This window comes from Rathayibacter sp. VKM Ac-2801 (assembly GCF_009834245.1).
Taxonomy (GTDB): Bacteria; Actinomycetota; Actinomycetes; order Actinomycetales; family Microbacteriaceae; genus Rathayibacter.
In genome coordinates, this window is the sequence record NZ_CP047183.1 from 1825420 (window position 1) to 1849905 (window position 24486).

Below are 24486 nucleotides of genomic sequence, written 5' to 3' on the forward strand. Positions count from 1 at the left end.
GGGTCAGAGCATCTCGAGGTTGCTGCGCAGCTCGTACGGCGTGACCTGGGCGCGGTACTCGGCCCAGTCCTTCCGCTTGTTGAGCAGCACGAAGTTGAACACCTGCTCGCCCAGCGTCTCGGCGACGAGCTCCGACTCCTCCATCAGCGAGATGGCGCGGTCGAGGCTGGCGGGCAGCGCGCCGTAGCCGAGTGCCCGGCGCTCCGCGTCCGACAGGGCCCACACGTTGTCCTCGGCCTCGGCGGGGAGCTCGTAGCCCTCCTCGATGCCCTTGAGCCCGGCCGCCAGGAGCAGCGAGTACGCCAGGTAGGGGTTCGCCGCGGAGTCCAGCGCCCGGTACTCGATGCGCGAGGACTGCCCCTTGTTCGGCTTGTAGAGCGGAACGCGCACGAGCGCGGAGCGGTTGTTGTGGCCCCACGAGACGTAGCTGGGCGCTTCGTCGCCGCCCCAGAGGCGCTTGTACGAGTTGACGAACTGGTTCGTCACCGCGGTGATCTCGGGGGCGTGCTTCAGCAGGCCTGCGATGAACTGGCGGCCGAGCTTCGAGAGCTGGTACTGGGCGCCCTGCTCGTAGAACACGTTGACGTCGCCCTCGAAGAGCGAGAGGTGCGTGTGCATGCCCGAGCCGGGGTGCCCGGAGAGCGGCTTCGGCATGAAGGTCGCGTAGACGCCCTGCTCGATCGCCACCTCCTTGATCACCGTGCGGAAGGTCATGATGTTGTCGGCGGTGGTGAGCGCGTCCGCGTAGCGGAGGTCGATCTCGTTCTGGCCGGGGCCCGCCTCGTGATGGCTGAACTCCACCGAGATGCCCAGGTCCTCCAGCATGCGCACGGAGCGGCGGCGGAAGTCGTGCGCCGTGCCTCCGGGGACGTTGTCGAAGTACCCCGCGGAGTCGACCGGCTCCGGGCCCTCGGCGCCGAAGGACGACGACTTGAGGAGGTAGAACTCGATCTCGGGGTGCGTGTAGAAGGTGAACCCGCGCTCGGCCGCCTTCGCCAGCGTGCGCTTGAGCACGTTGCGCGGGTCGGCGACGGCGGGCTGGCCGTCCGGCGTGGTGATGTCGCAGAACATCCGTGCCGTCGGGTCGATCTCTCCGCGCCACGGGAGGATCTGGAAGGTCGACGGATCCGGATGCGCGAGGACGTCGGCCTCGAAGGATCGGGTGAGGCCCTCGATGGCGGAGCCGTCGAAGCCGAGCCCCTCCGCGAACGCGCCCTCCACCTCGGCAGGCGCGATGGCGACGGACTTCAGCGTGCCGACGACGTCGGTGAACCAGAGGCGAACGAATTTGATCCCTCGCTCTTCAATGGTGCGAAGAACGAAGTCCCGTTGCTTGTCCATCCAGACCCTCCTGTTTCGACCCTCAGGCTACTGCCTCCGACCGGGGCCCGCAGGGCGCCCGAGGCGCGCCGTAGACTGGCGCCCATGTCAGCGCAGCCCGTGAAACGCGTTCGAACCCGCCACTTCCAGAACGCGAAGGACTCCGGTGTCCGCATCACCGGGCTGACCAGCTACGACCAGCTGACGGCGAAGATCTTCGACGACGCCGGGATCGACTTCCTCCTCGTGGGCGACTCGGCCGGCAACACGGTGCTCGGCTACGACACCACTCTGCCCGTCACCGTCGACGAGCTCATCCCGCTGGCGCGCGCCGTCGCCGGAGCCGTCGAGCGGGCCTTCGTCGTCGCCGACATGCCCTTCGGCTCCTACGAGTCGGGCCCCGACGACGCGCTGCACACGGCGTTCCGCTTCATGAAGGAGACGCACGCGCACGCGGTGAAGCTCGAGGGCGGGGTCCGCTCCTCCGAGCAGATCCGGCGCATCGTCGAGGCGGGCATCCCCGTGATGGCGCACATCGGCTTCACGCCGCAGAGCGAGCACGGGCTCGGCGGCCACATGGTCCAGGGGCGCGGCGAGGGCATCGAGCAGCTGCTCGCCGACGCGCACGCCGTCCAGGAGGCCGGCGCGTTCGCCGTCGTCCTCGAGATGGTGCCCGCCGACGCGGCGCGTCAGGTGACGGAGGAGCTGCGCATCCCCACGATCGGAGTCGGAGCGGGACCGCACGTCGACGGACAGCTGCTCGTGTGGACGGACTTCGCCGGGTTCACCACCGGCCGCATCCCCCGCTTCGTGAAGCAGTACGCCGATCTGCGCGGCGTGCTCACCGGAGCGGTCACCGCGTACCGGGACGACGTGGAGTCCGGCGCCTACCCCGGCGCCGAGCACAGCTACGAGTAGCCGCGGTCAGCGGTCCTCGGCGGCGTCCTCCTCGGCCCACTTGCGGCTGTTCTCGTGCAGCCGCTCGAGGGCGTGCTCCGCCTCCTCGCGCGAGGAGAAGGGCCCCACCCGGTCGACGGAGGGGGACACGAAGCCCTGCTCCACCGTGCCGGCCTTGAGGTTGTACCACCAGGAGTTCGCGTCGCCGTCAGCCATGCCGCGATCCTACGCCGCAGCCCGCGTCGGTCCGCACCCCCCGCCCTTCGCTAGCATGGCCGCTATGACTGCTGCGGCGACCGCCATCGGGATCGACATCGGGGGAACGGGCATCAAGGGGGCCTCGGTGGACCTCGCCGCGGGCACTCTGCTCAGCGACCGGATGAAGCTCGCCACTCCCCCGGGCGGCACGCCGAAGGACATCGTCGCCACCGTCCAGCAGATCCTCGAGAAGATCCCGGACCTGCCCTCGGACACCCCGGTCGGCATCTGCTTCCCCGCCGTCGTCGTCCACGGACGCACGATGTCGGCGGCGAACGTATCGGACGAGTGGATCGGCCTCGAGGCCGAGAAGCTGTTCGAGGACGCGATCGGCCGGAACATCTTCTTCGTCAACGACGCCGACGCGGCGGGCTACGCCGAGTCGCGCTTCGGAGCGGCGAAGGACAAGAAGGGCCTGGTCATCATGACCACGCTCGGCACCGGCATCGGGACGGCGCAGATCCACGACGGGATCCTCATCCCCAACGCCGAGCTCGGCCACCTCGAGATCCACGGCGGCGACTACGAGAAGAAGGCCTCGTTCGCCGCCAAGGAGCGCGACGACCTCGACTACAAGCACTGGGCGAAGCGCCTGCAGCGCTACTACTCCCACCTCGAGGCGCTGCTCTGGCCCGACCTCTTCATCGTCGGCGGCGGCATCTCCAAGCACCACGACGAGTTCCTCCCGCTGCTCGACCTGCGCACCCCGATCGTCCCGGCCGCGCTCCGCAACAACGCCGGCATCCTCGGCGCGGCCGCGCTCGCAGGACGGGGCTGAACCCTTTCCCGCGGCGGTCACCGCCCGCCACGGCGCGGTCGGCTGAGGCGGGCGGCGGGTTCCGGGGAGCGGGGTGCGGACGGCTACGGCGAAACGCTGGGACGCGTTTCACCGGTTCGCCTTGCGAGCGGCGCGGCGGTGGACGGACGTGGGCGGCCTGTACAGGCTCAGCGGTCGTGTCTCAGTGATGAGCGACGACGGAGTGCGGCGCGGCACGTCCGGGCGGTGCTGGTCGACTGGCCGGACAGCGGACCGGGGGACCCCTCCGCCGGATCGGCGCCTGCCGGACGCCGGTGGAGGAGTCGCTGCGTCCGCCCGTGCAGGGCGGGACGTGGGCCGCGTCGTGCTGGTCGAGGAGCCGCGGAGCGGCGTGTCGAGACCCCGGAGCCGCCGCGCCCGGCCGTCGTGCTGCCAGCGCGGACGGTCGCGCGAGGACTGCGGCAGGCGGAGACGCGAGATGCCCCGCCGGGGCGGGGCATCTCGTGGCGAAGGGGTCGGCTGATACGCCGGGTTCTGTTCACGCCGCGCCTCTCGGCGGGCGCTGGACGGCCATCTCTCTCGGAGCCACGTCGCCGTGACCCTCCAGCGGTCTACCCGAGGACCCGACGAGCAGCCGCATCGTCCTCTGTCTGACCTTGCTCCGGGCGAGGTTTACCGAGCGGACCGGATCACTCCGGCCCCTGGTGGTCTCTTACACCACCGTTTCACCCTTACCGCCGGCCGGAGCCGACGGCGGTCTGTTCTCTGTGGCACTGTCTCGCGGGTCGCCCCGGGTGGGTGTTGCCCACCGCCCTGCTCTGCGGAGCCCGGACGTTCCTCGGCACCACGGCTCTCGCCGTGGTGACGCGACCGTCTTGCCGGCCCGTTCGCCCGTCCAGTGTACGGCTCAGGCGAGCGTCGACTCCTCGCCGCGGACCAGGATGCAGCCGCTGTCGGGGCAGAGGACGACCTCGTCGGGAGCGGAGGCGCGGATCCAGGAGAGGTCCGACTCGGTGAGGGCCACGCCGCTCCCCTCCGACACCTTCCCGCGGAGGAGGGCCGCGCCGACCCCGTAGCGGGCGCGCTGCTTCTCGTACAGCTCGACCAGGTCCTCCGGAAGCGTCGTGACCAGGTCCGCGCGGTCCCGGGCGAGAGCCTCCTGCTTGTCGCGGAGCTTCTCGGCCTGCGCGTCGCGCTCCTCGGCGAGGGTCCCGAGCGACGCGACGACCTCGTCGCGCTCGGCCTGTGCCGCAGCGACCTCGGAATCGATGCCCTCGATCCGCTCCATCAGGGTCAGCTCGATGTCCTCGAGGTCTCCCCGGCGCTTCACGAGGGAGGTGATCTCGCTCTCGAGCGCAGCGATGTCCTTGGCCGCGGACGCGGTCTGCAGACGGTCGCGATCGCGGGTGAGGCGCTTCTCGACCACGCTGACGTCGGACTCGATGCGGCCGAGCTCGGTGCGCACGTCCTCGAGGCGCCCGGTGCGCTCGGCGAGGGAGCGGCGGGTCTCGTTGTCGCGGGCCTGCATCGCCTGGATCCGCGCGATCTGCGGAAGCGTCGCGAGGGCGTGGCGCAGCTGCGCGCCCCTCGTGTCCAGACTCGCCAGAGTCAGGAGTTCGCGCTGGTGTGCGGGGCTGGCTTTCACGTGGCGGTCCTCGTTCCCGGCGCGCAGTACAGGCGCGCCGCGTCCATTCTCCCGTGCCCGCGGCGGGTCAGTGCACGATCGCGAAATCCCACGGGTCGGTGCGGGTCTCGCTCACCTCGACGGTGACCCTGGGCAGGGCTTCCCGCAGTGCGGTCGCGGCGACGTCGAGCCACAGCCACTCGCTCGCCCAGTGCGAGACGTCGATGAGGGCGGGCCCGGTGCCGTGCAGGGCCTTCTCACGCGCCTCGGACGCCGGATGGTGCCGGAGGTCGGCGGTGATGAAGACGTCGCTCGTGCGGACGGCGGGCGCGTCCAGGAGCGAGTCCCCCGCTCCCCCGCAGAGCGACACGCGGCGCACGGGCGTCTCGTAGCCGCCCGCGGCCCGCACTCCCCCTGCGGTGGCCGGCAGGAGCTCGGCCACGGCCCCGGCCAGGCGTCCGAGCGTCACCTCCTCGGGCAGGTCGCCCACCCGGCCGAGCCCGACCGAGGGGTCGGCGCCCGGGACGAGCGGAGTCGTGCCGGTCAGGCCGAGGCGGGCGGCGATCACGTCCGAGACCCCGTCGGCCACGATGTCGGCGTTCGTGTGGGCCGAGATCAGTGCGCAACCGCTCCGGATCAGGTCCGCGAGCAGGCGGCCCTTGTAGCCGTCCTCGGCGATCGAGGTGACGCCGCGCAGCAGCAGCGGGTGGTGCGCGACCAGAAGCTGGTATCCGCCCTCGACGGCCTCCGCCACGGTGTCGGAGACCACGTCGACCGTGAGCAGGATCCGCTCCACAGCGGAGTCGGGGTCGCCAGTGACCAGGCCGGGCGCGTCCCAGCTCTCGGCGGCCGCCTCGGGCCAGAGGCGGTCGATGACGGCGTGGACGTCGCGCAGTGTGGGCATGCGTCCAGGGTAGGGCCGCTCACCGCGGATGGTCGGTCTCCACGGCGCGGATCGCGGCGTCGGCGTCGGCCGCAACGTCCAGGTCTGCTCGCAGGAAGTCGTCCGAATCGGGCAGGCGGACGGCGATGACGTCGTCGGGCGCGAGGACGGCCACGGTGCCGTCCCCTCGCAGGAGCCGGTGCACGCCGTCGAGGGTCACGAGCTCGCCGTCCCTGTGGTCGCCGCGGCCGAGGCCGGGATCGCCGTGCGCGTCCACCTCGCGGCGGGTCAGGACTCCGTCGAAGAGTCCCGCGAGCAGCGCGTCGACGATCGAGAACGGGGTGATGAGACCGCGCGGGGCGGAGGGAGTCGGCACGCGGCCGACCTGCCGGACCGGCGCGATCGGGAGCCGTCGCGGCGCACGGTCGGTGGTCCGTGCTTGCCTGGGGACCATGAACGAGTACCTGCCCTGGGCCGTCGCGGCCGTCCTGCTCCTGGCCCTCCTGATCACGGTCCTCACCGGCCGCCGGCTGCGCAGTGCAGCGAGAGCGGCGGCGGAGCAGGCCGCGGACGAGGCCGCGGAAGAGCACGAGCGGTCGATCGCCCAGCGCGACCGGAGCCATGAGGAGGCGCTGGGGGCCCTGACGCGCACGCACGACGCCGAGCTCGTCGTCGGCCGGACCGAGCTCGAGACGGCGCAGGAGGAGGCCGAGCAGACCCGTTCCGCGCTCGCCAGGACCTGGAGGAGCGAGGCCGTTTCGCACACTCTGATCCGGGAGGCGTGCGCCTCGGCGGGACTGTCCGGCCTCCTCGCCACGAACGTCGTGTTCGTGCCGGTCGAGGCGCGCACGACGCGCCGCTTCCTCGCTCAGATCGACCATCTGCTGCTCACCCGGCACGGAGCGCTGATCATCGAGGCCAAGTACTGGCAGGGGGTCGTCTTCGACGGCGTCCGGCCCGGCACCGTCCACCCCTCCTACGGCGTCCTCGTCGACGAGGACGCCCTGCCCGAGGCCTTCGCGGTTCAGATCGCACCGGAGACGGCGTCGCGGTGGACGGTCCGCACTCACACCGAGCAGCGCGTCCCCGCCCTGCAGGTCCGGATCCAGGCGGCCAGGCTCAAGGAGCACCTCGCCCTGCAGGGGCTGCCGACGCCGTGGTTCGAGACGGCCGTGCTCTACAGCCACCCCGACGTCCGGACGTACGCGCCGGGATGGCAGGGGACGGGACCGGCCCGCACGAGGATCGTGACGGGAGCGGAGGAGCTGACGGACGCCCTGGCCGAACTCGCACGGCGCCCGAGCACCACGATCGGGGAGGACGCGTGGGATGAGCTCGCCGGCTTCCTCGCCGGGTGCGGGGGCCACGTGGAGCCGGTCGGGCCGAACCACCGCTGACGGCGGCGTGCGGCGACCTGACCGGTCCGGTCATGGCTGAGCCGGCCGGACAGGGCTTCTCCGGTCAACGCCTCTCCGGACAGCGCTCGACCGGAAACGACGAAGGTCCGCACTCCCGGAGGAGTGCGGACCTGTTCGGTGGATCCGAGGGGATTCGAACCCCTGACCCCCTGCATGCCATGCAGGTGCGCTACCAGCTGCGCCACGGACCCTTGCGTTGTTCTGTCGTGCTTCGTGCTGTCTTGCGCTGTCTCCGCCCGGCGGAAGCAACTCGAATAAACTACAACACGAACCGCGTGAAGTGAAATCGAGCGCCGACGCCGGGCGTGTTCGTCAGTTCGAGGACGTCGACGAGTCGACGGCGACGGGCTGGTCGAGGGTGAACGGCACCGTCGGGCAGTCCTTCCAGAGGCGCTCGAGCGAGTAGTACATGCGGTCCTCCTCGTGGAAGACGTGCACGACGAGGTCGCCGAAGTCGAGGAGGATCCAGCGGCCCTCCGCGCGGCCCTCGCGGCGCAGCAGCTTGGCGCCGGAGTCGTTCAGACGGTCCTCCACCTCGTTCGCGATCGCGACCACGTTGCGCTCGGAGCGGCCGGTGGCGAGGAGGAAGATGTCGACCAGCGGCAGCGGCCCCGAGACGTCGAGGGCCACGAGGTCCTCACCGCCTTTGGAGTCGGCGGCGGTGGCCGCGAGCTGGAGCAGGGCGCGGGCGGAATCGGTCGCAGTCATGAAGCCTTCAGTGTCGGTGGTGGAGATCAGAAGATGTTGAGCACGAAGCCGCCGATGAACAGCGCGATCGCGCCGACCAGCAGGACGGCCGCGGTGATCGCGAGGACCACCGGGACGCTGACGCCGGCGCGCTTCTGCGGCGCGATCATCGAGGTGCCCGCGGCATGGGTGGAGACCGCGCTGGACGCCCGGACCGGCTCGGACTCGCCGGCGGGCTGCTCGCGGTCGATGCGGTCGACGTAGCGGTCCACATCGGGCGAGTCGTAGAGGTTCGGGTGCTGGCCTGTGGAGCCGAGGCTGCGCGGGAGGTCGAACGAGCCGGTGACGAGGATCTCCCCCGTCTCGGTGCCGACGGTCGCACCGGGGCCCGTGGTCGGCAGGATCAGCGCGTTGGTGGTGGTGGCGGCTCCGGTCGCGGCGACTCCGCTCGCGATGAGGGAGTCGAACGAGGCGTCCACCTCCTCCTTCGACTTGCTGTCGAGCTCCTCGGTGATGGCGAGGTGCTCGATCGGCGGCTCGAAGCTCCCGGTGATCTCGGTGGCCTTCTCGTCGACGATGTCGAGGGATCCGCCCACCGACGCGAAGAGAGCGGTGTTCAAGTGCGGCTGCTCGGGCTGCTCGTCGGCTGCCGGCTGCTCGTCGTCCGCGTTCCGCTCGTCCTCCGCGGTCCGCTCGTCCGAGGCGTCCGTGTGCGGCGCCTCGTCGTCGGAGGAAGAACTCTCGATCTCGGCCTCGTGCACCTCGGACTCGTCGACGTCCGTGGTCGCGCCGGATGCGGACTCGTCCGCGTCCTGCGCAGACGCCTCAGGAGCGTCCCCGGTGGCGACGTCCTCGTCCGCCTCCGGCTCCTGCTCCACTGCGCCCTCGGGCACCGGCTCCGCATCGCGCGACTCATCGGCCGCCTCGATCACGGGGACCGCCCCGGTCGGCGGGAGCGCCGATGCGCGCTCGAGAGCGCCCTCGACGTCGGAGCGCTCGTCGTCGGACCGCTCCTCGTCCGCAGGCGGCTCAGCCTCCGGGGCGGCGGCGACCTTCTCCGCCTGCTGCTGCGCCAGCAGCGCGCGCAGCTCCCGACGGGTCAGCTGGCGGCCCGTGGCGTTCTCGGTGGCGACGATCTCCATCGAGGAGGTGCGCAGGTCGGGCTCGCTCGCCGGGCTGGGCTCGACGGGGGTGATCCGCAGGGCCTGGGTGGGGGTCAGCACGGGCATGTCGCCGGCGGTGGTGACGGTCGCGGTGGCAGCTCGGCGGGACGTCGTCGGAACGGCGGCGGTCGGGGCCGCACCGGCCTCGCGCCTCTCGCGCTCGCGGATCTCGCGCCGGGTGAGCGGCTTCTCCTCGGGCTGAACTGTCATGACGTGCTCCGATACAGGTGGTGCTTCGAGATGTACTGGACGACACCGTCGGGAACCAGGTACCAGACCGGATGACCCCGGTTGACGCGGCTCCGACAGTCGGTCGAGGAGATCGCCAGTGCCGGAATCTCCAACAAGGATACGTCCTGGGCCGGCAATCCCGAAACGTTGAGGACGTGCCCCGGCCGGCTGACGGCGACGAAGTGGGCCAGCTCCCACAGCTCGTCGTAGTCCTTCCAGCTCAGGATCTGGGCGACGGCGTCCGCGCCGGTGATGAAGAACAGCTCGGCGTCGGGGTGCGCGGCGTGGATGTCGCGCAGGGTGTCGATCGTGTAGGTCGTCCCGATGCGGTCGACGTCGACGCGGCTGACGGTGAAGCGCGGGTTCGACGCCGTCGCGATCACCGTCATCAGGTACCGGTGCTCGGCGGAGGTCACCGTCTTCTTGTGCCAGGGCTGGCCGGTGGGCACGAAGACGACCTCGTCCAGGTCGAACGACTGGGCCACCTCGGAGGCGGCGACCAGGTGACCGTGGTGGATCGGGTCGAAGGTGCCGCCCATCACGCCGATGCGGGGACGCCGCGGGCCTCCGCTCGCGGCGGACGTCACGATCGCTGGGCTCCCCGCCTAGTGGCCGTGACCGTGCTGGTCGTGGGAGCCGGCGCCGGTCTTGTGGGAGTGGCGGTTCGCCACGTCGCGGTAGCTCCAGGTGACGAAGCCGAGGGCCGTGAAGGCGACGGCGGCGATCAGGCCGAAGACGATCGGGGGGAACGGCAGCTCCGTGTGGGCCGCTGCTTCGGCGAGGACGGTCGTCGCGAGGGACATGCAGTGCTCCTTGGAGGTCGTGGTCGCCCCGGCGGGGCTCCGACGAGTCTACCCGGACGCCGCTCGACGCCGGATCGCCGGTCCGGGCGCTAGGCGCGGACCTGTCCCGCACCGCGCAGCAGCCACTTCGTGCTGGTCAGCTCGGGCAGGCCCATGGGTCCCCGGGCGTGCAGCTTCTGCGTCGAGATGCCGACCTCGGCGCCGAACCCGAACTCCCCGCCGTCGGTGAAGCGCGTAGAGGCGTTGACCATCACGACCGCCGAGTCGACCTCGGCGAGGAAGCGCTCGGCGCTCCGGAGGTCGTTCGTCACGATCGACTCGGTGTGGTGGGTGGAGTACCGGTCGATGTGGGCCATCGCGGCGTCGAGGTCGTCGACGATCGCGACGGCGACGTCGAGCGAGTAGTACTCGGCGGACCAGTCCTCGTCGGTGGCGGGCACCGCGTCGGGCCAGAGCGCCGCGACGCGCTCGTCGCCGTGCACGGTCACTCCCGCTTCCGCGAGCCGGCCGAGGACGGGCGGGAGGAGGCGCTCGGCGGCGTCGCGGTGCACCAAGAGGGTCTCGAGGGCGTTGCAGGTGCTCGGGCGCTGCACCTTGGCGTTGTGGACGATGTCCACGGCCCACTGCTCGTCGGCACTGGCGTCGAGGAAGACGTGGACGACACCGGCGCCCGTCTCGATGACGGGGACCGTCGACTCCGTCACGACCGACTCGATGAGGCCCGCGCTCCCCCGCGGCACCAGGACGTCGACGTAGCCGCGCGCGCGCATCAGGGCCTTCGCGCCCTCGCGGCCGTGGTCGTCGACCGTCTGCACCAGCTCGGCGGGCAGGCCGACGGACGCTACGGCCTCCTGCAGCAGCTCCACCAGGACCCGGTTCGTGTTCTCCGCGGCCGTGCCTCCGCGCAGGATCACGGCGTTCCCGCTCTTGAGGGCGAGCGCGGCGATGTCGATGGTCACGTTCGGGCGCGCCTCGTAGATCGCTCCGACCACGCCGAACGGGACCCGCACCTGGGTGAGCGAGGCGCCGTTGGGCAGGTTCGAGCCCCGCACCGTCTGCCCGACCGGATCGGTGAGCCCGACGACCGCGACGACGGCGTCGGCGAGGGAGCCCAGGCGCGCCGCGTCGAGGCGGAGGCGGTCCTGCAGGCCCGCGCTCATCCCGCTCCCGCGACCCCGCTGGAGGTCGAGCTCGTTCGCCGGGACGACGCGCTCGGCGCTCGAGCGCACCGCGTCGGCGATGGCGAGCAGAGCCCGGTTCTTGAGGTCGGTCGTCGCACTGCGGAGGGAGCGCGACGCGGTGCGGGAGGCGGCGAACCGCTCGGTCAGCGCACTGCTGTCGGGGGTCGTCTGCGGCATCCGGCCAGTGTAGAGGCAGACGACCCCGGCGGCGGGAGTCAGCTCTCCCCGCCGGCCTCCGTGCCGTCGCCCTCGTCGGCGACGCGCCAGACGCCGCCCTGGCGCTCGCGCTCGAGCTCTGCGCGGGCCTCGGCCTTGGCGTCCATCCGCTCGAAGTAGTCCTCGCGACGCTCGTTGCGGGTCTTGCGCCGGTTGTCCTCGAGGCGGAGGTCCGTTCCGCGGGGCGCGGTGATGAGCTCGGCCGTCGAGGTGAGGGTCGGCTCCCAGTCGAAGACGACGCCGTCGCCGGGGCCGATGACCACGGTGGAGCCGGCGACCGCTCCGGCCGAGAACAGGCCGTTCTCGACGCCGAGCTTCGCCAGGCGGTCGGCGAGGAAGCCGACGGCCTCGTCGTTCGTGAAGTCGGTCTGCGCGACCCAGCGCACGGGCTTGGTGCCCAGGACCCGGTAGACGTTGCCGTACGAGCCGCCCTCGACCCGGATCTCGAAGTCCTTCTCGTCCACGGCGCGCGGGCGGATGGTGATGCGCTCCACCCGCGGCACGGCGGCGAGCTCGAGGCGGTGCTTCTCGACGATCTCGGCGAGGGCGAAGGTCAGCTGGCGGAGTCCGGAGTGGCTGACCGTCGAGATCTCGAAGACGCGGTAGCCGCGGCCCTCGAGGTCGGCCCGGACGAAGTCGGCCAGCTCCTGGGCCTCGGGCACGTCGACCTTGTTGAGGGCGATCAGCTGCGGCCGCTCGATCAGCGGCACCTGCCCGTCGCCGACGGGGTACGCCGCCAGCTCCCCGAGGATGATGTCGAGGTCGGTCAGCGGGTCGCGGCCGGGCTCGAGCGTGGCGCAGTCGAGCACGTGGACGAGCGCGGTGCAGCGCTCGACGTGGCGGAGGAACTCCAGGCCCAGCCCCTTGCCCTCGCTCGCACCCTCGATGAGACCGGGGACGTCGGCGACGGTGAACCGCGACTCCCCCGCCTGCACGACGCCGAGGTTGGGCGCGAGGGTCGTGAACGGGTAGTCCGCGATCTTCGGCTTGGCCGCCGAGATCGCGGCGACGAGGCTCGACTTGCCCGCCGAGGGGAACCCGACGAGCGCGACGTCGGCGACGGTCTTCAGCTCGAGGACGACGTCGCCCTCCCAGCCCGGCGTGCCGAGCAGCGCGAAGCCGGGCGCCTTGCGCTTCGTGGTGGCCAGCGACGCGTTGCCGAGCCCGCCCTGTCCGCCCGGAGCGATGACGAACCGCAGGCCCGGCTCGTCCATGTCGATCAGCTGGTCGCCGTCGGGCGACTTGACGACCGTGCCGACCGGAACGGGCAGCTCCATCAGCTCGCCGTTGCCGCCCGCACGGTGGTCGCCCATGCCGGGGCCGCCGTTGTCGGAGCTCCGGTGCGGGTGGCGGTGGTAGGCGAGCAGGGTCGTCGTCTGCGGGTCGGCGACGAGGACGATGTCGCCTCCGTGCCCTCCGTTGCCCCCGTCGGGGCCGGCGAGCGGCTTGAACTTCTCGCGACGGACGGAGACGCAGCCGTTGCCGCCGTGGCCGGCACGCAGATGCAGCGTGACGTTGTCGACGAAGGTGACCATGGTGTGAATCCGTCCGTGAGTGCGTGCGGCGCCGGGATGCCGGCGCCGGGGGGCTGTGCCCCGGTAAACGCGCAAGGGGCGAGCCGAAGCCCGCCCCTTGCGTCCTGTGCCTGTGCGGCCGAGGAGGTCGACCCTACTGGGCGGCCGCCACGATGTTGACGACCTTGCGGCCGCCCTTGCTGCCGAACTCGACAGCGCCCGCCGAGAGGGCGAACAGGGTGTCGTCGCCACCGCGACCGACGTTCGCGCCGGGGTGGAAGTGCGTGCCGCGCTGGCGGACGATGATCTCGCCCGCGTTCACGACCTGGCCGCCGAAGCGCTTGACGCCGAGACGCTGCGCGTTCGAGTCGCGACCGTTGCGAGTGGAGCTCGCGCCCTTCTTGTGTGCCATTTCTCATCTCCTCGAGACCGGGGGGCCGCAGCCCCGTGCTGTTGCCCTGCAGGGCGATGGCTCGCTCCGCAGGTCAGCTCAATTCCTTTGCAGGACTACTTGATGCCAGTGACCTTGACGCGCGTGAGGTCCTGACGGTGCCCCTGGCGCTTCTTGTAACCGGTCTTGTTCTTGAACTTCTGGATGATGATCTTCGGACCGCGGAGGTCCTCGAGCACCTCGGCGGTGACGGTGACGCCCGCGAGGGTCGCCGCGTCCGAGGTGATCGACTCACCGTCGACGAGCAGCACGGCAGGAAGCTGCACGGTGCCGTTCTCGTCGGCCTTGACGCGGTCCATCGTCACGATGGTGCCGACCTCGACCTTCTCCTGCCGACCGCCGGCGCGCACAACTGCGTAAACCACTTCTCGTACCTGTTTCTCGTCTGGACGGAGCGGAGGCCTCGTCCGGGGCTTGTAGGGACGGGGCTGAGCCCCGGTCTTCCGGTTCGTACCCGTCTCCTCACGACACGAGGGAACCGGCACCGCGGCCCGCGCCCCGTGAGGGGCGGAGCGACAACGGAAATCTGCGTGAGCACATGGATCGCGCCACACCAACGGTCAAGAGTACGGGATCCGTGCTCCACGGTCAAACGGACACGGCTGCGAAGCCGTGTCCGCCCGACCGGCGACCCCGTCACGATAGTCGAGCAGGGGGCGCGTGGACGGACGGCGCGCCGCCTACGATCGGGGAATGGCCATCCTCGTCGACGCCGCGCGCTGGCCGGCGCACGGCCGGCTGTGGGCGCACCTCGTGAGCGACGTCTCGCTCGAGGAGCTCCACGACTTCGCGCGCCGCCTCGGCGTGCCCGAGCGCGGCTTCGACCTGGACCACTACGACGTGCCCGAGGAGCGGATCGACGAGCTCGTCGCCGCGGGCGCGGTCCCCGTCGGCGCGCGGGAGCTGGTCGAGCGGCTGAGGCGGAGCGGGCTGCGCGTCCGCGGTCGCGACCGGGACGCCGAGAGGGCCCGGCGCCGGCTCTCGCCGGGCACCGGGCCCTCCTGACACCGGGTCGCGCTACTGGTCGGCGCGGCGCGGCGTCTGCTCGGGGATGACCGCGACTCCGGTGAGCGCGGCCGTCGTGACGCGGCGGCTCTTCGCGCGGCCCTGACCGGGCTGCTTCGGGGCCGGCAGGGCGTCGAGCACGGAGTCGAGCAGGTGCTCGGCGACCTCGCTGCGGACGCGGCGCGGAGGCGTGACCGGCGCGATCGGGATGTCGAGGATCGGCGCGGCGGCAGCGGCCGGCTCGGCCTCCTTCTCGGCCGGGCTCTCGACGGGTGCCGACTCGACCGGCGCCGTCTCGGCGGCCTCCTGACGCGGCTCGCGGTCGCGGCTGCGACGGCGGCGCTCGCCCCGTGCGGGACGCTCGCCGCGACGGCTCGGCTCGGACGGCTGCTCCTCGGATGCCGCGGCGGCCTCCTCCGGCGCCTGGGCCTCGACGGCCTCGGCGGCGTCCTCGACGAGCGCGGCCGCCTCCTCCGCCGCCTGGCGCACGGCCTGGGGGTGGATGGTGCTGGCCGCGATCTGCGCGAGCGCGTTCTTCGCGTCGTCGGTGATGGCGTGGGTGCTGATCGGCTTGGCCGCCTGCGCACCCTGGCCGTTCTGGCCTCCGTTTGATCGGCCGGAGGCGGCGGGCTGCTGCTCGCCGCCCTTGCCCCGGCGGCGCTGCTCCTGCTGCGGGGCCGCGGTGGAGCGGTGCTTGAGCACGGGGTCGTGGTGGACGATGACGCCGCGACCGGCGCAGACCTCGCAGTTCTCGCTGAAGGTCTCGAGCAGGCCCAGGCCCAGCTTCTTGCGGGTCATCTGCACGAGGCCGAGCGAGGTGACCTCGGCGACCTGGTGCTTCGTCCGGTCGCGGCTGAGGCACTCCACCAGGCGGCGGAGCACGAGGTCGCGGTTGGACTCGAGCACCATGTCGATGAAGTCGACGACGATGATGCCGCCGATGTCGCGCAGGCGCAGCTGGCGGACGATCTCCTCGGCCGCCTCCAGGTTGTTCTTCGTGACCGTCTCCTCGAGGTTGCCCCCCGAGCCGACGAACTTGCCGGTGTTGACGTCGACCACGGTCATCGCCTCGGTGCGGTCGATCACGAGCGAGCCGCCGCTGGGCAGCCAGACCTTGCGCTCCAGCGCCTTCTCGATCTGCTCCGTGATGCGGAACTCGTCGAACGCGTCCTTCTCTCCGGTGTAGACCTCGACGCGCTCGAGCAGATCGGGGGCGACCTGGCTGAGGTAGAGCTCGATCGTCTCGCGGGCGTCGTCGCCGGCGATGACCATCTTCTCGAAGTCCTCGTTGAAGACGTCGCGGACGATCTTGATCAGCAGGTCCGGCTCGCTGTGCAGGAGAGCGGGAGCCTGTCCGGTCGCGGCCTTCGCGCTGAGAGCCGTCCACTGCGCGGTGAGCCGCTCCACGTCGACGGTCAGCTGCTCCTCCGTGGCGCCCTCGGCCGCGGTGCGGACGATGACGCCCACGTTCTCGGGCAGCACCTCCTTGAGGATCTTCTTCAGGCGCGCGCGCTCGGTGTCCGGGAGCTTGCGCGAGATCCCGTTCATCGAGCCGTTGGGCACGTAGACGAGGTAGCGGCCGGGGAGCGAGATCTGGCTCGTGAGCCGGGCGCCCTTGTGGCCGACGGGGTCCTTCGTGACCTGGACGAGGACCCGGTCGCCGGGCTTGAGCGCGAGCTCGATCCGGCGGGGGCCGCCGGCGTTGTTCGCGGCGTCCCAGTCCACCTCGCCGGAGTAGAGCACGGCGTTGCGACCGCGTCCGATGTCGACGAAGGCGGCCTCCATGCTCGGGAGGACGTTCTGCACGCGGCCGAGGTAGACGTTGCCGATGAGCGACGCCTCCTGCGAGCGGGCGACGTAGTGCTCGGCGAGCACGCCGTCCTCCAGCACGCCGATGCGGATGCTGTCCTCCTTCGAGCGGACGACCATGACGCGGTCGACGGCCTCCCGGCGGGCGAGGAACTCGGACTCGGTGACGACGGTGCGGCGCCGGCCGGCGTCGCGGCCGTCGCGGCGGCGCTGCTTCTTGGCCTCGAGGCGGGTGGAGCCCTTGATGCGCTGCGGCTCGGTGATGAGCTCGGGCTCGCGGGGCTCGCGCTGCTCGCGCGGCTGGCGGACCCGGACGACGGTGTTCTCGGGGTCGTCGGAGCCGGACCTCTCGCTCTCGCCGCTGCGGCGGCGCGAGCGGCGGCGGACGGAGCCCTGCTCCTCGGCCGGGCTCTCGCGCTCCTCCTGGACGCCCAGCGGCGCACCGCGGGGAGGCAGCGGAGCCAGCTCGACGTAGTCGGGCAGGATCGGCGCCTGGAACAGCAGCGACGGGCTCGGCAGCGCGGGCCGTCGCGGCTCCTCCTGCTCGGCGCCCGGGGTCTGCGGGAGGGCGTTGAAGAACACCGCGCCCGTCGACGTCGACGGCTCGGCCGCCTCCGCGGCACTCCCGTTCTCAGGCAGCTCCGCGCCCTCGGCGCCTGTCTGGTCGGTCTCGTTGCTGTCGATGATGGTCTCCCCTGTCGCTGGCGCGCTCGACTCGGTCCGCCGGGTCGCCCGGCGGCCACCGAAGAGGCGGCTGATCTTCCTGGCCCCGCTGCGGGGCTCGTCGCGGTCCGGATCGGATCCGCTCGTACTGTTGTCTTCCACCATTCCTGGTGCACTCCTCGGCCGGGTCGTCCGCCGCGTCGTCTTCCCGGATGCTTCTCTCGTGCGAGGGGCCTCGGCCCGACGCGAATCCTTCCGCTCCCCCGGTCCCGTCGCGCTCGTGGCGCGGGACTCCGGTTGCAGCTGCACTCTCGGAACTGACTATCCGACACGCGCTCCCCCGCGGTGCGACCTGCGGTCGACTCCCGGCGGAGCGGAGATCCGGCGCGTCCATTCGCGGAACGCTGTCGATCTCCTGTGGCCCGGTACTCGCCCGGTAAACCTTCTTCGCGTCGATGCGGGATCCCCCGGACCGACGGCTCTGATTATCGCACGCATTCCCAGAGGCGCCGATCCGGCGCGTGCCATAATCCCCCGGTGTCCAGCGATCCCGGGGTGCGCGACGCCCCCACTCAGCAGCGCCCCGTCCTCTTCGCCGTCCTGCTGATCGTCCTCGGCGTGATCGGCTGGACCGCCGCCTTCGCTCTCACGAACGACAAGTTCGCCGCTCTCGAGAACCCCGATGCGGGTCTCGGCTGCGACTTCAGCCTGCTGGTGCAGTGCAGTGCGAACCTGAACTCGGCGCAGGGGGCCGTCTTCGGCTTCCCGAACCCGCTCATCGGCCTCGCGGCGTGGATCGCGCCGATCGTGGTGGGGCTGGGCCTGCTCGCGGGCGCCCGCTTCGACCGCTGGTTCTGGGCGGCCTTCAACATCGGATTCCTGCTCGCCCTCGTGTTCGTGGGCTGGCTCATCGCGACGAGCGTCTTCGCGCTCGGGACGCTCTGCCCGTGGTGCATGCTCACCTGGGCCGTTGTCATCCCAGGATTCTGGCTGGTGACGCTCCGCAACCTCCGCGAGGGCGTCCTCCCCGTGCCCGCCGGGGTGCGCCGCTTCGCCGGCGCCGCCTACGGCTGGGTCCCGTTCATCACGCTGCTCTGCTACCTGCTGATCGCGGTGATCGCGCAGGTGAGGCTGAACGTGCTCGCCTACCTCTGACGGACGGCGTCAGAGGCAGGCGGCCGTGCGGCTCAGGCGAACCAGAGGCTGAGCTCGCGCGCGGCCGACTCCTCGGAGTCGGAGCCGTGCACGAGGTTCTGCTGGACCTTGAGGCCCCAGTCGCGGCCGAGGTCGCCGCGGATGGTGCCAGGAGCGGCCGTGGTCGGGTCGGTGGTGCCGGCGAGGGCGCGGAAGCCCTCGATCACGCGGTCGCCCGCGATGCGCAGGGCGACGATCGGGCCGCTCTCCATGAATTCGACGAGCGGCTCGTAGAAGGGCTTGCCCTCGTGCTCGGCGTAGTGGGCGGCGAGCAGCTCGCGGTCGGCCTCGACGAGCTTCACGTCGACGAGGGAGTAGCCCTTCGCCTCGATGCGGCGGAGGATCTCGCCGGTGAGGTTGCGGGCGACGCCGTCGGGCTTGACGAGGACGAGGGTCTCCTGAGTGGCCATGGTTCAGCGGTCTCCTTCGGTGGGGTCGGTGGGCCCCGCCGCCCGGCGCGTCTGAGCGTCGAGGCGGGTGCCGGTCACCATGCAGTACGTCCACAGCGCCACGAACGCGGCGCCGATGACGTACATGATCGGGACCAGCAGGCCCGAGGCCACGATAACGAACTGGAGCACCCAGCCGATGCGGAAGCCGACCGACCGGTTCAGCAGGCCGAGAGTGGCGACGAGTGCGAGGCAGACCACCGCTCCCCCGACCAGCACGACCACGGGGTCGGCCGCCTTCAGCCCGAAGGCGACCAGCGTGGCGAGGAAGACGATGACCGCCTCGAAGCCGAGCACGATCGAGCCGAGGCTCTCCCGGACGGTCCGCGAGCGGCGGGGGCGTCCGGCCCTCACGCGCCCAGCCAGTTCTCGTCGCGGGCCGCGGTGATCGTGCGGCCGACGAGGGTGATCGAGCCCGTGACCAGCAGAGCGCCCTTGTCGGTGCGCGCGGCGAGGACGCGACCGGCCGTGAGAGCACCCAGCGGATCCTCGGCGACGCGGACCGCCTCCTCCGGGAACACGGTGCGGGCGAGCGCGGCGAGCTCCTCGGCGGGCATCGCCCGATCGCTCGGCGCCGTGGTCACGATCAGCTCGTCCACCACGGGACGGAGCTCCCGGAGGATCCCCTCGGCGTCCTTCTCGGCCAGCACGCCGAGGACGGCCGTCACGCGGTCGAAGTCGAAGTAGCGGCCGAGCGCGGCGGCGAGGGACGCGGCGCCGTGCGGGTTGTGCGCCGCGTCGACGATCGTGCGCGGAGCCAGTCCGACGAGCTGCAGGCGGCCCGGGGAGGTCGCAGCGGCGAAGCCCTCGTCGAGGACGTCGCCGGTGAGCTCCTGCGTCCCGCCGCCGAGGAAGGTCTCAACCGCGGCGACGGCCACGGCGGCGTTCTCGGCCTGGTGATCGCCGAAGAACGGCAGCAGCAGCTGCTCGTAGGTGGTGACGAGGCCCCGGACGGTGACGACCTGGCCGCCGACGGCGACGGTCGTCGACTCGACGTCGAACTCCGCCCCCTCGACGACGATCGTCGACTCCGTGGCTTCGGCCGCGTGCCGCAGCGCCGCCTCCGCCTCCGGGACCTGCTTCGCGGAGACCACCGAGGCGAGCGGCTTGACGATGCCCGACTTGGTGCGCGCGATCTCCTCGATCGTCGAGCCGAGGCGGTCGGTGTGGTCGAGGGCGATCGGCGTGAAGACGGCGACCTGCGCGTCGGCGACGTTCGTCGAGTCCCACTCGCCGCCCATCCCCACCTCGACGACGGCCACGTCGACCGGCGCGTCGGCGAAGGCCGCGTAGGCCAGGACGGTGATCGCCTCGAAGAAGGACAGCGGCGCCTCGCCCTGCTCGGCCAGCTCGGCGTCGGTCATCCGCAGGTACGGCTCGACGTCCTGCCAGTTGTCGGCGAGGCTCCGGTCCGAGATCGGCTCCCCGTCGATGACGATCCGCTCGTTGAAGCGCTCGAGGTGCGGACTGGTGAACAGGCCCACGCGCAGCCCGTGGGCGCGCAGCAGGCTCTCGATCATGCGGCTGGTCGAGGTCTTGCCGTTGGTCCCGGCGATCTGGATCACCGGATAGGCGCGCTGCGGGTCGCCGAGGATCTCGACGGCGCGCCGGGTCGGAGCGAGGCGCGGGCGAATGCTCGCCTCGCCCAGGCGCTCCAGCAGCGCCGCGTAGACGGCGTCGGCGGCCGCGCGGTCGGCGTCGTCCGGCTCGAACGGATCAGACATCGGCGGCCTCGACCTTCTCGACGCGGATGATGGCGGTGCCGGCGGGGCCGACGGCGATCGCGCCCTCGCCGCCCTCGAGCGCCGTGGTGAGCGGAGTGAACGCGCAGCCGGTCGCGAGGGTCTCCTCCGCGATCCAGACCGCGTGCGGCTCGAGCGCCTGCAGGCTCGGCTCGTCGAGCACGACCTCCAGGACGATCCGGTCGCTGACCTCGAGGCCGGCGGCCTTCCGGGCGTCCTGCACCGCGCGGATGAGGTCGCGGGCGAGCCCCTCCGCCTCGAGCTCGGGGGTGGTCGCCGTGTCGAGGAGCACGAAGCCCCCGCGCGGGAGCAGGGCGATGGCGCGGTCGTCTCCGGCCGAGCCGCCGACCTCGAGCGTGAGCTCGTACTCGCCCTCGACCAGCTCGACTCCGCCTGCGGTGACGACGCCGTCGGTCTCGCTCCAGTCGCCGGCCTTGGCGGCCCTGATCACGGTCTGCACGCCCTTGCCGAGGCGGGGGCCCGCCGCGCGCGCGTTGACCGCGAGACGGGAAGTGACGCCGTAGTCGGCGGCGCTGGAGTCGACGAGCGGCACCAGCGACACCTCCTTCACGTTCAGCTCGTCGCGGAGGATCGCCTCGAACGGCGCGAGCTCGTCGGCGTCCGCGACCACCACGGTCAGACGCGCGAGCGGCAGGCGGACGCGGAGCCCCGCCTGCTTGCGGAGGGAGAGCGCGGTGGACGAGATGCCGCGGACCGCGTCCATCGCGTGCACGAGCGCCGGGTCGGCGGGGAACTCGTCCGCCTCCGGCCAGTCGGTGAGGTGGACGCTGCGGCCGCCGGTCAGGCCCTGCCAGATCTGCTCCGTGACGAGCGGCAGGAGCGGGGCGGCGACGCGGCACACGGTCTCGAGGACCGTGTAGAGCGTGTCGAAAGCCTCCGATCCGCGGCCGTCCTCGCCGACACCCTGCCAGAAGCGGTCGCGGGAGCGGCGCACGTACCAGTTGGTGAGCACGTCGGAGAAGTCGCGGAGCGCGGCGGCCGCGAGCGTGGAGTCCAGCGCCTCGAGGCGGCCGGTCACGGTCTCGACCAGATCGCGGGTCTTGGCGAGCAGGTAGCGGTCGAGGACGTCCTCGGAGCCGGTGCGCCTGGTCGCCTCGTAGCCGCCGCCCGCCGAGGCGTTGGCGTAGAGGGAGAAGAAGTACCAGGTGCTCCAGAGCGGCAGCAGCACCTGGCGGACGCCCTCGCGGATGCCCTCCTCCGTCACGACGAGGTTGCCGCCCCGGAGGACCGGGCTCGACATCAGGAACCAGCGCATGGCGTCGGAGCCGTCGCGGTCGAAGACCTCGGCCACGTCCGGGTAGTTGCGCAGCGACTTGGACATCTTCTGCCCGTCGTTGCCCAGAACGATGCCGTGGCTGACCACGTTGCGGAAGGCCGGGCGGTCGAACAGCGCGGTCGAGAGCACGTGCAGCGTGTAGAACCAGCCGCGCGTCTGCCCGATGTACTCGACGATGAAGTCAGCGGGGTTGTGGGTGTCGAACCAGTCCGCGTTCTCGAACGGGTAGTGCACCTGGGCGAAGGGCATCGATCCGGAGTCGAACCAGACGTCGAGGACGTCGCTGATCCGGCGCATCGTCGAGCGCCCGGTCGGGTCGTCGGGGTTCGGGCGGGTCAGCTCGTCGATGAAAGGCCGGTGCAGGTCGTCCGGGCGCACGCCGAAGTCGCGCTCCAGCTCGTCCAGCGAGCCGTAGACGTCGATCCGCGGGTACTCCGGGTCGTCGCTCTTCCACACCGGGATCGGCGAGCCGAAGTAGCGGTTGCGGCTGATGGACCAGTCGCGCGCGCCCGAGAGCCACTTGCCGAACTGGCCGTCCTTGACGTTCTCGGGGACCCAGGTGATCTCCTGGTTGAGCTCCTCCATGCGGTCGCGGATCGCAGTGACGCGGACGAACCAGCTCGAGACCGCCTTGTAGATCAGCGGGTTGCGGCAGCGCCAGCAGTGCGGGTACGAGTGCTCGTAGCTCGCCTGGCGGAGCAGGCGGTGGCTCGCGCGCAGGAGCTGCGTGAGGGGCTTGTTCGCATCGAAGACCTGGAGGCCGGCGACCTCGCTGATCTGCGGCAGGAAGCGGCCGCCGTCGTCGACCGAGATGATGACGGGGATGCCCGCCGCCTCGCAGACCTTCTGGTCGTCCTCGCCGTAGGCGGGCGCCTGGTGCACGATGCCGGTGCCCTCGCTGGTGGTCACGTAGTCGGCGACGAGGATCCGCCACGCGTTCTGCGTGCCCCAGGCCTCGGTGTCCGCGTAGTGGTCCCAGAGGCGGTCGTAGCTGATCCCCTCGAGCTCGGAGCCGCGGTGCGTGCGCGAGACGGCGGCCAGCGCCGACTCCGCATCCGGGTAGCCGAGGTCCTTCGCGTAGGCGCCGACCTGGTCGATGGCGAGCAGGTACTCCGCCGAGAGCTCGCGCTCCTCGGGCTCGCCCTTGCCGTCGGCCGCGCCGTTCGGGCCGGCGGGGACGACCGCGTACTCGATGTCGGGCCCGACCGCGAGTGCGAGGTTGGTCGGCAGCGTCCAGGGCGTCGTCGTCCACGCGAGAGCGCGGACCGCCGTCAGCTGGAGCGCCTCCGCCGTCTCGCCGACCAGCGGGAAGGTGACGGTGACCGTCTGGTCCTGGCGCATCTTGTAGACGTCGTCGTCCATCCGCAGCTCGTGGTTCGAGAGCGGGGTCTGGTCGCGCCAGCAGTACGGCAGCACCCGGTGGCCCTCGTAGGCGAGGCCTTTGTCGTAGAGCTGCTTGAACGCCCAGATCACGGACTCCATGAAGGTGGGGTCGAGCGTCTTGTAGTCGTCGTCGAAGTCGACCCAGCGCGCCTGGCGGGTGACGTAGTCCTGCCACTCCCCGGTGTAGCGCAGCACCGACTCCTTCGCGGCGGCGTTGAAGGCCGCGACGCCCATCTCCTCGATCTGGGACTTGTCGGTGATGCCGAGCTGCCGCTCCGCCTCGAGCTCGGCGGGCAGGCCGTGGGTGTCCCAGCCGAAGCGGCGGTGCACCTGCCGTCCGCGCATCGTCTCGAAGCGGGGGAAGACGTCCTTGGCGTAGCCGGTGAGGAGGTGCCCGTAGTGCGGCAGGCCGTTGGCGAACGGCGGGCCGTCGTAGAAGACCCACTCCGGCGCGCCCTCGCGCTGACGGATCGACTCCTGGAAGGTGTCGTCCGCCTTCCAGTACGCGAGCACGCGCTCCTCGATCTCGGGGAAGCGCGGCGACGGGGTCACGCCCCGGCCGAACGCGGAGCCCTCGGCGGGCTCGGCTCCGTGCGGGGTGGGCGGGGTCAGGGGGTAGGTCACGTGCGGTCTCCTGGCAGTGCTGCTGGTCTGCACGAGGACGGCCCGCCCGGATCTCAGACCCCGGGCCGGGTCGCGGTACCACCTCGCTTGGACCGGTCGGCCGGACGCTCCCGGAGGAGTGCCCGCTGACGCGTTCCCACTCGATCGGCTGTCACGGGCCGCACCCGTCCGGGTCTACTGGGCACAGGCCGGAGCCGGCGCCGTTCTTCCGGAGACTCACCGGTGATGGCCGGGTCGAAGTCGTCCGGCGCTATCCTAGCGCGTCGGAGGAAGCGGAGCAGGAGCGGGTCATGGTGCGAGGAGTGCAGCGCGGACGGCCCCGCGCGTCGTCGCGCTCCATGCTCGAGGACGCCGCACTGGACCTCTTCGTCGAGCAGAGCTACGCGGGCACGACGATCGAGCAGATCGCCCAGCGGGCGGGCGTCTCGCGCAACACGTTCTTCAACTACTTCGAGTCCAAGAGCGACGTCTTCTGGGTCCTGGTCGACGACCGGCTGGCCGAGCTCCCGGAGGCGCTGGCCGAGACGGCGGCCGGGGCGCCGGTGATGGACGCGCTCGGCGACGCGCTGCTCGCGATCGGCTCCGGCTTCGGACCCGCGACGGTGCCGTGGGTGCTCACCCAGTCCGAGATGATCGGCAGCGTCCACGAGCTGCAGGCGTCGGCCCTCGGCCGTCTCGCCCGGCAGGCGGCCGTGATCGCCCGCTTCGTGGAGGAGCGGAGCGCGCGCCCGCTGCCCTCGCACCTCTCCCGCGCGATCGCCTACGCGAGCGTGGGAGCCGCGGTGGCGGCCGTGCAGGCCTGGGCCGCGGCGGGTCCCACCCGCGGCGAGCTCGTGCCCTACCTCGACGAGGCGCTCGCGCCCGTCCGGGCGGGCTTCGCCCCCGTCGTCGACTGACCCGGCTCCCGCGGCTCCCGT

24 protein-coding genes, 1 tRNA gene and 1 other RNA gene are annotated in these 24486 nt (G+C 71.7%); 6 read left to right on the forward strand and 20 right to left on the reverse strand.

The features are described from left to right. Window positions 1-3: 3 nt before the first annotated feature. The gene (locus tag GSU45_RS08360) at window positions 4-1341 is read right to left on the reverse strand and encodes a glutamine synthetase family protein (protein ID WP_068253236.1); all 1338 of its coding nucleotides are present in this window, start codon (window positions 1339-1341) and stop codon (window positions 4-6) included. An 84-nt stretch (window positions 1342-1425) separates the two neighbouring features. Here GSU45_RS08360 and panB point away from each other — a divergent pair, with 84 nt between their 5' ends. After that, the gene (gene panB / locus GSU45_RS08365) at window positions 1426-2238 is read left to right on the forward strand and encodes a 3-methyl-2-oxobutanoate hydroxymethyltransferase (protein ID WP_159914200.1); all 813 of its coding nucleotides are present in this window, start codon (window positions 1426-1428) and stop codon (window positions 2236-2238) included. 6 nt (window positions 2239-2244) lie between these two features. Here panB and GSU45_RS08370 read toward each other — a convergent pair whose 3' ends face one another. After that, a complete protein-coding gene (locus tag GSU45_RS08370; protein ID WP_104223671.1) occupies window positions 2245-2433 on the reverse strand; it encodes an SPOR domain-containing protein in 189 nt (62 codons plus the stop codon). 64 nt (window positions 2434-2497) lie between these two features. Here GSU45_RS08370 and ppgK point away from each other — a divergent pair, with 64 nt between their 5' ends. Beyond that, window positions 2498-3253 carry a polyphosphate--glucose phosphotransferase gene (gene ppgK, locus GSU45_RS08375; protein WP_159914202.1) on the forward strand — a complete coding sequence of 252 codons (756 nt, stop codon included), beginning with the start codon at window positions 2498-2500 and terminating at the stop codon, window positions 3251-3253. Between the two features lie 486 nt (window positions 3254-3739). Here the strand turns inward: ppgK and rnpB are convergent. From rnpB to GSU45_RS08395, 4 genes are all read right to left on the reverse strand, one after another. Continuing rightward, an RNA gene (gene rnpB / locus GSU45_RS08380) (RNase P RNA component class A) lies at window positions 3740-4118 on the reverse strand. A gap of 21 nt (window positions 4119-4139) precedes the next feature. Further along, a complete protein-coding gene (locus GSU45_RS08385) occupies window positions 4140-4877 on the reverse strand; it encodes a hypothetical protein (protein ID WP_159914204.1) in 738 nt (245 codons plus the stop codon). 67 nt (window positions 4878-4944) lie between these two features. Beyond that, on the reverse strand, window positions 4945-5760 hold the full coding sequence (locus tag GSU45_RS08390; RefSeq protein ID WP_159914206.1) for a Nif3-like dinuclear metal center hexameric protein: 816 nt from the start codon (window positions 5758-5760) through the stop codon (window positions 4945-4947). A gap of 19 nt (window positions 5761-5779) precedes the next feature. Next, on the reverse strand, window positions 5780-6115 hold the full coding sequence (locus GSU45_RS08395) for an acetolactate decarboxylase (protein WP_159914207.1): 336 nt from the start codon (window positions 6113-6115) through the stop codon (window positions 5780-5782). A gap of 76 nt (window positions 6116-6191) precedes the next feature. On the opposite strand from GSU45_RS08395, the gene GSU45_RS08400 reads away from it, so the two are divergent. Then, window positions 6192-7136, forward strand: coding sequence for a nuclease-related domain-containing protein (locus tag GSU45_RS08400; protein ID WP_159914209.1), 945 nt, complete (start codon window positions 6192-6194; stop codon window positions 7134-7136). A gap of 139 nt (window positions 7137-7275) precedes the next feature. Here GSU45_RS08400 and GSU45_RS08405 read toward each other — a convergent pair. The 9 genes from GSU45_RS08405 to rplU all read right to left on the reverse strand — a co-directional run bounded on the left by GSU45_RS08405 (window position 7276) and on the right by rplU (window position 13768). Beyond that, window positions 7276-7348 (reverse strand) — tRNA-Ala (locus tag GSU45_RS08405). 121 nt (window positions 7349-7469) lie between these two features. Further along, window positions 7470-7865 carry a ribosome silencing factor gene (gene rsfS / locus GSU45_RS08410; protein WP_159914211.1) on the reverse strand — a complete coding sequence of 132 codons (396 nt, stop codon included), beginning with the start codon at window positions 7863-7865 and terminating at the stop codon, window positions 7470-7472. A 26-nt stretch (window positions 7866-7891) separates the two neighbouring features. Beyond that, window positions 7892-9217: a hypothetical protein gene (locus tag GSU45_RS08415; RefSeq protein WP_159914213.1), complete on the reverse strand. Its 1326-nt coding sequence runs from the start codon at window positions 9215-9217 to the stop codon at window positions 7892-7894. Beyond that, window positions 9214-9825, reverse strand: a complete 612-nt coding sequence (gene nadD, locus GSU45_RS08420) for a nicotinate-nucleotide adenylyltransferase (RefSeq protein WP_104223678.1) — start codon at window positions 9823-9825, stop codon at window positions 9214-9216. Before nadD ends, GSU45_RS08415 begins: the two co-directional genes overlap by 4 nt. An 18-nt stretch (window positions 9826-9843) precedes the next feature. Next, entirely contained in the window at window positions 9844-10041 is a 198-nt protein-coding gene (locus GSU45_RS08425; RefSeq protein WP_104223679.1) for a hypothetical protein, read from the reverse strand. Window positions 10042-10130: 89 nt separating this feature from the next. Further along, on the reverse strand, window positions 10131-11399 hold the full coding sequence (locus GSU45_RS08430) for a glutamate-5-semialdehyde dehydrogenase (protein ID WP_159914215.1): 1269 nt from the start codon (window positions 11397-11399) through the stop codon (window positions 10131-10133). Window positions 11400-11437: 38 nt separating this feature from the next. After that, window positions 11438-12973, reverse strand: a complete 1536-nt coding sequence (obgE, locus tag GSU45_RS08435) for a GTPase ObgE (RefSeq protein ID WP_159914217.1) — start codon at window positions 12971-12973, stop codon at window positions 11438-11440. A 133-nt stretch (window positions 12974-13106) separates the two neighbouring features. Then, window positions 13107-13364 (reverse strand): 50S ribosomal protein L27, encoded by a 258-nt coding sequence (gene rpmA / locus GSU45_RS08440; protein ID WP_068209107.1) that lies wholly within the window; start codon window positions 13362-13364, stop codon window positions 13107-13109. Between the two features lie 95 nt (window positions 13365-13459). Continuing rightward, entirely contained in the window at window positions 13460-13768 is a 309-nt protein-coding gene (rplU, locus tag GSU45_RS08445) for a 50S ribosomal protein L21 (RefSeq protein ID WP_104223682.1), read from the reverse strand. A 328-nt stretch (window positions 13769-14096) separates the two neighbouring features. Between rplU and GSU45_RS08450 the strand changes: the two genes are divergently transcribed. Continuing rightward, entirely contained in the window at window positions 14097-14408 is a 312-nt protein-coding gene (locus GSU45_RS08450; RefSeq protein WP_104226718.1) for a DUF4031 domain-containing protein, read from the forward strand. Between the two features lie 12 nt (window positions 14409-14420). Here GSU45_RS08450 and GSU45_RS08455 read toward each other — a convergent pair whose 3' ends face one another. Further along, window positions 14421-17045: an Rne/Rng family ribonuclease gene (locus GSU45_RS08455; protein ID WP_159914219.1), complete on the reverse strand. Its 2625-nt coding sequence runs from the start codon at window positions 17043-17045 to the stop codon at window positions 14421-14423. 372 nt (window positions 17046-17417) lie between these two features. Between GSU45_RS08455 and GSU45_RS08460 the strand changes: the two genes are divergently transcribed. Further along, the gene (locus GSU45_RS08460; protein ID WP_244248063.1) at window positions 17418-18035 is read left to right on the forward strand and encodes a vitamin K epoxide reductase family protein; all 618 of its coding nucleotides are present in this window, start codon (window positions 17418-17420) and stop codon (window positions 18033-18035) included. A 32-nt stretch (window positions 18036-18067) separates the two neighbouring features. On the opposite strand, the gene ndk is transcribed toward GSU45_RS08460, so the two are convergent. The 4 genes from ndk to ileS are packed head-to-tail and all read right to left on the reverse strand — an operon-like array spanning window position 18068 to window position 23497. After that, window positions 18068-18484, reverse strand: coding sequence for a nucleoside-diphosphate kinase (gene ndk / locus GSU45_RS08465; protein ID WP_159914221.1), 417 nt, complete (start codon window positions 18482-18484; stop codon window positions 18068-18070). A 3-nt stretch (window positions 18485-18487) separates the two neighbouring features. Next, entirely contained in the window at window positions 18488-18877 is a 390-nt protein-coding gene (locus GSU45_RS08470; protein WP_244248064.1) for a DUF4233 domain-containing protein, read from the reverse strand. Then, window positions 18874-20247, reverse strand: coding sequence for a folylpolyglutamate synthase/dihydrofolate synthase family protein (locus tag GSU45_RS08475; RefSeq protein WP_159914223.1), 1374 nt, complete (start codon window positions 20245-20247; stop codon window positions 18874-18876). Before GSU45_RS08475 ends, GSU45_RS08470 begins: the two co-directional genes overlap by 4 nt. Further along, window positions 20240-23497, reverse strand: a complete 3258-nt coding sequence (gene ileS, locus GSU45_RS08480; protein WP_279631116.1) for an isoleucine--tRNA ligase — start codon at window positions 23495-23497, stop codon at window positions 20240-20242. The genes GSU45_RS08475 and ileS overlap by 8 nt, the downstream gene beginning before the upstream one ends. A 362-nt stretch (window positions 23498-23859) precedes the next feature. Between ileS and GSU45_RS08485 the strand changes: the two genes are divergently transcribed. Beyond that, window positions 23860-24465: a TetR/AcrR family transcriptional regulator gene (locus tag GSU45_RS08485; protein ID WP_104239720.1), complete on the forward strand. Its 606-nt coding sequence runs from the start codon at window positions 23860-23862 to the stop codon at window positions 24463-24465. Window positions 24466-24486 lie beyond the last annotated feature (21 nt).

Excerpts from the sequence above, each read along its gene's own strand:
- GSU45_RS08360 (WP_068253236.1), bottom strand. The coding sequence starts at position 1,341 with ATGGACAAGCAACGGGACTTCGTTCTTCGCACCATTGAAGAGCGAGGG.
- panB (WP_159914200.1), top strand. The coding sequence starts at position 1,426 with ATGTCAGCGCAGCCCGTGAAACGCGTTCGAACCCGCCACTTCCAGAAC.
- GSU45_RS08370 (WP_104223671.1), bottom strand. The coding sequence starts at position 2,433 with ATGGCTGACGGCGACGCGAACTCCTGGTGGTACAACCTCAAGGCCGGC.
- ppgK (WP_159914202.1), top strand. The coding sequence starts at position 2,498 with ATGACTGCTGCGGCGACCGCCATCGGGATCGACATCGGGGGAACGGGC.
- GSU45_RS08390 (WP_159914206.1), bottom strand. The coding sequence starts at position 5,760 with ATGCCCACACTGCGCGACGTCCACGCCGTCATCGACCGCCTCTGGCCC.
- GSU45_RS08400 (WP_159914209.1), top strand. The coding sequence starts at position 6,192 with ATGAACGAGTACCTGCCCTGGGCCGTCGCGGCCGTCCTGCTCCTGGCC.
- rsfS (WP_159914211.1), bottom strand. The coding sequence starts at position 7,865 with ATGACTGCGACCGATTCCGCCCGCGCCCTGCTCCAGCTCGCGGCCACC.
- GSU45_RS08415 (WP_159914213.1), bottom strand. The coding sequence starts at position 9,217 with ATGACAGTTCAGCCCGAGGAGAAGCCGCTCACCCGGCGCGAGATCCGC.
- GSU45_RS08425 (WP_104223679.1), bottom strand. The coding sequence starts at position 10,041 with ATGTCCCTCGCGACGACCGTCCTCGCCGAAGCAGCGGCCCACACGGAG.
- GSU45_RS08430 (WP_159914215.1), bottom strand. The coding sequence starts at position 11,399 with ATGCCGCAGACGACCCCCGACAGCAGTGCGCTGACCGAGCGGTTCGCC.
- obgE (WP_159914217.1), bottom strand. The coding sequence starts at position 12,973 with ATGGTCACCTTCGTCGACAACGTCACGCTGCATCTGCGTGCCGGCCAC.
- rpmA (WP_068209107.1), bottom strand. The coding sequence starts at position 13,364 with ATGGCACACAAGAAGGGCGCGAGCTCCACTCGCAACGGTCGCGACTCG.
- GSU45_RS08450 (WP_104226718.1), top strand. The coding sequence starts at position 14,097 with ATGGCCATCCTCGTCGACGCCGCGCGCTGGCCGGCGCACGGCCGGCTG.
- GSU45_RS08455 (WP_159914219.1), bottom strand. The coding sequence starts at position 17,045 with ATGGTGGAAGACAACAGTACGAGCGGATCCGATCCGGACCGCGACGAG.
- ndk (WP_159914221.1), bottom strand. The coding sequence starts at position 18,484 with ATGGCCACTCAGGAGACCCTCGTCCTCGTCAAGCCCGACGGCGTCGCC.
- GSU45_RS08475 (WP_159914223.1), bottom strand. The coding sequence starts at position 20,247 with ATGTCTGATCCGTTCGAGCCGGACGACGCCGACCGCGCGGCCGCCGAC.
- GSU45_RS08485 (WP_104239720.1), top strand. The coding sequence starts at position 23,860 with ATGGTGCGAGGAGTGCAGCGCGGACGGCCCCGCGCGTCGTCGCGCTCC.